This window comes from Flavobacteriales bacterium, assembly GCA_013214975.1.
Classification (GTDB): Bacteria; Bacteroidota; Bacteroidia; order DT-38; family DT-38; genus DT-38.
In genome coordinates this window covers 1-5,855 of sequence record JABSPR010000045.1, presented here as the reverse complement: position 1 = coordinate 5,855, position 5,855 = coordinate 1, and the positions used below count along the sequence as shown (strand labels likewise).

The 5,855-nt window shown below is 37.0% G+C and carries 7 protein-coding genes; all 7 read right to left on the bottom strand.

The window, feature by feature from the left end; all coding sequences use genetic code 11:
• Positions 1–232, bottom strand: a 232-nt coding sequence (locus HRT72_02715) for a phosphoenolpyruvate carboxykinase (ATP) (protein NQY66623.1), incomplete at its 3' end; no start/stop codon positions are given.
• A 62-nt stretch (positions 233–294) separates the two neighbouring features.
• Positions 295–693 (bottom strand): DUF423 domain-containing protein, encoded by a 399-nt coding sequence (locus HRT72_02710; GenBank protein ID NQY66622.1) that lies wholly within the window; start codon positions 691–693, stop codon positions 295–297.
• Positions 694–771: 78 nt separating this feature from the next.
• On the bottom strand, positions 772–1,293 hold the full coding sequence (gene rimM, locus HRT72_02705) for a 16S rRNA processing protein RimM (GenBank protein NQY66621.1): 522 nt from the start codon (positions 1,291–1,293) through the stop codon (positions 772–774).
• A 17-nt stretch (positions 1,294–1,310) separates the two neighbouring features.
• Entirely contained in the window at positions 1,311–1,898 is a 588-nt protein-coding gene (locus HRT72_02700) for a 30S ribosomal protein S16 (GenBank protein NQY66620.1), read from the bottom strand.
• A gap of 108 nt (positions 1,899–2,006) precedes the next feature.
• Complete coding sequence (locus tag HRT72_02695; GenBank protein ID NQY66619.1) at positions 2,007–4,241, bottom strand: SPOR domain-containing protein; 2,235 nt, start codon at positions 4,239–4,241, stop codon at positions 2,007–2,009.
• A gap of 128 nt (positions 4,242–4,369) precedes the next feature.
• Positions 4,370–5,086: a TIGR00730 family Rossman fold protein gene (locus tag HRT72_02690; protein NQY66618.1), complete on the bottom strand. Its 717-nt coding sequence runs from the start codon at positions 5,084–5,086 to the stop codon at positions 4,370–4,372.
• 1 nt (position 5,087) lies between these two features.
• Positions 5,088–5,855 (bottom strand): excinuclease ABC subunit UvrA (locus HRT72_02685; protein NQY66617.1); only part of this gene is annotated, 768 nt, incomplete at its 5' end.

Below are 5,855 nucleotides of genomic sequence, written 5' to 3'. Positions count from 1 at the left end.
CTTCCCACCATACAGTATCTTTTGTGTAATCATCATATACTACAAATCTGTCTTGTGGAGATCTACCTGTAAATTCACCGGTATCAACAGATAGGCATCCACTGCTGGATAATTTACCTTGATTATTTCTTAGGGTAATTTCTGTTAATTTTTCCCTTGAGAAATTCCAATGGGTTTTTTGATTGTCAAGTAGAAGATAATCGATGGTAAGGTGTTTAATGCCTGTAGCCATAAAAATAGATTTAATGGTTCATTATAAATTTAGGCTTTCAATATCAGTGTGATACGATAGTGTTAAGTTGTTTTAAACATGTTCTTGTAGACAGCGTATGAAAACATTCCCCAACCTGATATAAATACTAATCCTCCAATAGGGGTGATAGGGCCAAGTATTGATAAAGCCGGAATTCCCAGAAGTTCTTTAGTAGCCAAGAGATATATAGATCCTGAAAATAAGACAATACCAATTGCAAATATGCTGCCTATTCTATTCAGTAAAGGCCAGTTATCTTTATTTAAAAGGCATATTATCAGAATGCTAAGAGTGTGATACCATTGATATCTATTGGCTGTTTGGAAAGAGGATATTTGCTCAGAAGTTAAAAAGGCCCTAAAGTAATGAGCGGCCAGTGCTCCTAGTATTACCGCTATGATGGCGGATATACCAGAAAATAGTAAAAGTTTTTTTCTCATAGATATCGTATTGGAATACAAATTAGGTGATATTCCTTGTAGGTTTATGTGAAAAGAGAGAATTGTTAAGAATAGTTGTTAAATGTAAAGACCGATAAGTCCTTCTGGAGCTTCTATATCAATTCGTTTATTCTTACGATCAATGTTAGTAACTATTTCTTCTGTATGTGGAATTAATATTTCTTTACCTTCAAATTCTATTTGAAGAATGTTTTGTCCTTTGGTTTCAAGAATTGAGCTTACGTTTCCTATAAAGCCTTCCCTTTCATCAATGACTTCAAAGGTGATCAAGCTCTTTGGGTTGGAATCGTCGTAGGATGTGGCTAATTCGTCCGTGGTTGGTATAAATATGTTTGCGCCTAACAACAGATTTGCGTCGTCGATTGTTTCAAGATCTTCTAATTGGATAATATCAAACCCTTTGTCTTTACTTAAAATTGTAGATATGCAATACGGAACGTAAAGTCCGTTAATCTCGATATAAATAAAGTCGGGAACAGAAAAATCAAAGGCGAGATCGTCTCTTTTTAAGACAATTTCACCCTTAATACCATGTGTTTTAGCAAATCTCCCAAGGAGAGAATAATCTTCCTTGCTCATAGCTAAGAACAGTTATATTATTTTTCTTCTTTGCTTTCTTCCTCTGCAGGTGCAGCAGGAGTTTCTTCTTTAGTAGGAGCCTCAACAGGTGCTTCTTCTTTTACTTCTTCTTCAACTACAGCTTCAGCAGGAGCTTCTTCTTTTGCTTTTTCAGCAACAGGAGCTTCTTCAGAAGGACTTTCTATTACTGCTTCTGGTTCTGGCTCACCGAATTTTTTAGCAAAATTCTTTTTCCTTTTTGAACCAGTTGCTTTGGCAACCTCTGATTTTTTATCTCTTTCTGTAGTCCATGCAGCAAATTTAGTTTCAGCTTCAGCTTCAGTCATTGCTCCCTTTACTACACCTTTATCGAGGTGATTTCTTAATAAAACACCTTCTGTAGAAAGAATCGATCTGCATGTGTCTGTAGGTTGAGCCCCTGTTTTAACCCAATGTAAAGCTCGTTCTACGTCAAGTTCAACAGTAATAGGGTAGGTGTTAGGATTATAAGATCCTAGACGTTCAATAAATTTCCCATCTCGTGGGGCTCTGCTATCTGCAACTACTACGTAATAAAAAGGTTTGCTTTTCTTTCCGTGTCGTTGTAATCTAATTTTTGTAGCCATTGAATTTCTTTATAGTTAATTAATATGCCTGTTTAAGGCGTGCAAAGATGCGATAATTATTTTGAATAAAAAAGGATTTCAGTGGAGTACCGTAGAATTTATAGAATCTTATTTATTTAATTCTAGAATTCTTTTAGCCTCTGTAAATGTGGTTCTTTCTCCATTTTTGAAAGCTATTGCAAATGCGTTAGGATAAATCTTCCTTACTTCTGTTTGTAATTTTAAGGCTTCAGCAATAGACTTACAATGGCCAACTACATATTTGTATGTTTCCCATTGTTTGTAGGCTTCAACATCTTTTAATCCTTTGAAGTTAGCTGGAGTTAATTCTTTTTTCTTTGTGTCTGAACCAATTTGAATTCTAAATTCTACTTCATCTTTTCCTTCATTCGATTCATCTGCAGTTTCGCCTTTTCCTGATCCTGTATGGTCAAGTAGAGAGGTTTGAGGTTCTGCTGCTTTCTTAGCTTCTTCCTCAGATTTTTTCTCTTCTTCAGCTTCATGAGCTTCGTGCTCAGCTTCATTAGCGTCGTGGTCGTATTCCTCATTAGAACTAACCGCAGCAGTGGAATATTCGTAAACATCCTCTTCTTCTCTCTTGTTGATTGGGCAACCTTTTTTATCTACTGCTTCTCCAAGATAAGTGTCTGGGCAGTTGTCTTTGCTATCCCTAACTCCGTCACCATCCGAATCCATCGTGTAGAATATATCATCTAGGTCATCAGATTCCTCTTTGCTTCTAGTTCCTGTTCCTCTTCCAATTTTATAGTTAAAGCTAAATCCTGAATAAAAGAATTTATCCGCACCGCCTTCATTTTGTCCGTCTAATCCATCTGTAAGAGTGAAGTGGAATTTACCATAGATATTACAATCCATCATATTGGTAACTTTGAACTTGGCACCTAATCCAAGTGGAATAGATACTCCACCGAAAGATCCACGGTTTGATTCGAATTTGTAATCCCAGTTAACAACTTCGCCATCGCTTCTATCTCCTGGTGTGCCCTCTTCAACTGTATGGATTTTACCATCACCATCGTTCAATATTGTATCAACTCCTGTCCAGTAGTGATATTGATCTCCGGTACCTCCTTTCATATCGTATTTGACGTTACCCATTACATATCCAATTCCAAATAGCGCATATGCAGTAACTCTGGTCTGTTCTCTTTTACTACTCATGTTATTATCGCCATGCACAATAAACTGAGCATCTATAGCCATTAATGAACTTTGGAAGTTGATGTTTTTACTTGAATGTTCGGCATCTCTTAGTGATCCTGAAAGTTTACCATAAGTAAAATCCAAACCAGCACCAAACATGTCTCCTAGTCGTTGTGTTATGCTAATGTTAATCCCAAGATTAGATCTTGAAAGTCCGTTGATAGGAGTACTGTGGTTGTTTGCGAACTGACCAGATTGTATTGCTTCTTTTCCCCAACGAGAAACATCACCATAATAAACCAATGCCCCTAAACCAATACCAACTACTGGGAATATTTCTCTACTATTTGATTTCCCTCCTTCAGTAGTAGTAAAGCCGCTGCCTTCTGCTAGTTCATCTTGATCTCCAGCTAGTGCCCCTTTCGTAATTTCAGCGATTTTGGCTTGTCTTACTCTTCTGGCTTCTGCTTTTTTCTCGTCTTCGGCAACCTTAGCCTCTTCAATTTTTATCATGTGTTTTTCATGATAGTCAAAAAGTTCACTGTTTTTTTCGCCAGAGGAGCGGTTATCCTCTTCAGCAGCTGCAGCCATTGCAGCGTCATCCACGACCGTCATGGTGGTTTTTAATTTGGCAGAATTTTGTTCTTCTGGCGTTAAGCTGGATTGATCTCCTGTAGACGAGGTTGTTTCCTCTTTAATTTCTTTAGCTAATTCCTCTAAAGGGTCTGAGTCTGTCTGTGCATTTGAAGAAATACCACCTGGAATATAATCTGCTTCTGCAACAATTTCTTGAATTTGCTCTTCACCAGGCCCTGTAGAGGTGATCTCTCCTTTGAGGATACCTTCTGCTCTTTCTGCTCCTATAGTTTGATTGTGTTCGATTCCTACAATGCTTGCATCTTCATATCCAGCTTTTGTAACCTCTTTTAATATTTTTTTTGCGGACTTAACATCAGAAGCATTTCCGTATATGTATTGTAGCTCGTTGGGCGTAACAATTTCTTGCACCCCTTTTAAGCCTCTCCATATATCGGGATCAAGATCGACGGGTTTATCCGTAGAAGTTTTCTTAACTAGTACAGAAATGAAGACGTCTCCTTCATTTTGTGAATACGTGCTGAATGCGTTTACGCCGATCAACAGTACTATTATGCTTGTTTTTAATAGCTTTTGCACCATAAGTATTAAACTATGTCCGTATTTGGTTGTCACGAATCAATTGTCATACTCTAACAAATGTAATAAAAAACTTGAGTTTAGAACATGAATTTAGAATTATAGATGTTTTTTCTGCAAATAGTAGGGGGCTAGAAATTTGGTTTTAGCAAGTATTGAGAGTAAAATTTATTGATTTCATCAAGGGCTTCATCTGCTGTATCCACGACTGTAAAGAGATTTAAGTCTTCGGGACTAACTTTCCCTTGTTCCTTAACAGTTACTTTGATTATCCAATCAACCAGCCCTTTCCAATATTCTTTGTCTACTAGAATAATGGGAAATTTCCCTATTTTTTTGGTTTGGATGAGAGTTAATGCCTCAAAAAGTTCATCTAAGGTTCCAAATCCTCCGGGTAATACTATAAAACCTTGTGCGTATTTTACAAACATTAATTTTCGGATAAAGAAGTAGTTGAAGTTAAGTAGTTTATCTGGATCAATAAACTCGTTGGCGCTCTGTTCAAACGGAAGTTCGATATTTAGTCCGACAGACTTACCACCGCCTTCCTTGGCTCCCTTATTGGCAGCTTCCATTACACCGGGCCCTCCTCCTGTAATAACACCGTAACCGAACTGTGTAAGTTTATAAGCGATTTCTTGGGCTAGTAAATATTGATCTTCTTCAGGCTGAGTTCTTGCACTTCCGAATATAGTAACACAAGGACCAATTTTTGAAAGTGTATCAAATCCGTCAACGAATTCAGCGATAATTTTAAATACTTGCCAAGAATTCTCTGTTTTAATTTCATTCCAATCTCTAGCTCTAAAAGCTTTTTTGATTTTTTCGTCTTTTTTTTGATTTTTCATACTATAATGATGTTCTAAATTGATTTAATTCATTCAATAAGTAATGTGCTGTGTGACTTCTTTTTGCATCTCCAATATTTTCGGGTGTGCCCTGATAAAGAACTTCTCCTCCTTTTCTGCCACCTTCTGGGCCAATGTCAATAATATGGTCGGCCATTTTAATAATATCTAAATTATGTTCAACAATAAGAATTGTGTTCCCGTTGTTCACTAATTTGGTTAGAACAATTAATAATATCCTTACATCTTCAAAGTGCAATCCTGTGGTTGGCTCGTCAAGAATATAGAAAGTATTTCCAGTATCTTTTTTAGCCAGTTCAGATGCTAACTTTACCCTTTGTGCCTCACCTCCCGAAAGAGTAGTGCTCTGCTGCCCAAGAGTTATGTATTCTAGTCCTACTTCTAAAAGTGCCTTAAGTTTGATTTTAATGGACGGGATATTATTGAAAAAATCAAGTGCGTCACCGATATTTAAATCTAAAATTTCACTTATAGACTTCCCTTTATACTTTATTTCTAAGGTTTCGTCGTTATATCGATTCCCATTACAGTTCTCACATTTTACGTAAATATCAGGCAATAGGTTCATTTCAATAGTTCTGAGTCCTGCTCCTTTACAAGTTTCGCACCGTCCATTTTTTACATTAAAGGAAAATCGGCCTGGTTTATATCCTCTTATTTTGGATTCTGGTAAACTGGCCATTACGTTCCTTATTTCAGAGAATACGCCGGTGTATGTTGCGGGGTTGGATCTGGGAGTTCTTCCTAT

Bases quoted from the DNA above. Each gene is read 5' to 3' on its own strand.
- rimM (NQY66621.1), bottom strand. From the start codon at position 1,293: ATGAGCAAGGAAGATTATTCTCTCCTTGGGAGATTTGCTAAAACACAT.
- HRT72_02695 (NQY66619.1), bottom strand. From the start codon at position 4,241: ATGGTGCAAAAGCTATTAAAAACAAGCATAATAGTACTGTTGATCGGC.
- HRT72_02700 (NQY66620.1), bottom strand. From the start codon at position 1,898: ATGGCTACAAAAATTAGATTACAACGACACGGAAAGAAAAGCAAACCT.
- HRT72_02690 (NQY66618.1), bottom strand. From the start codon at position 5,086: ATGAAAAATCAAAAAAAAGACGAAAAAATCAAAAAAGCTTTTAGAGCT.
- HRT72_02710 (NQY66622.1), bottom strand. From the start codon at position 693: ATGAGAAAAAAACTTTTACTATTTTCTGGTATATCCGCCATCATAGCG.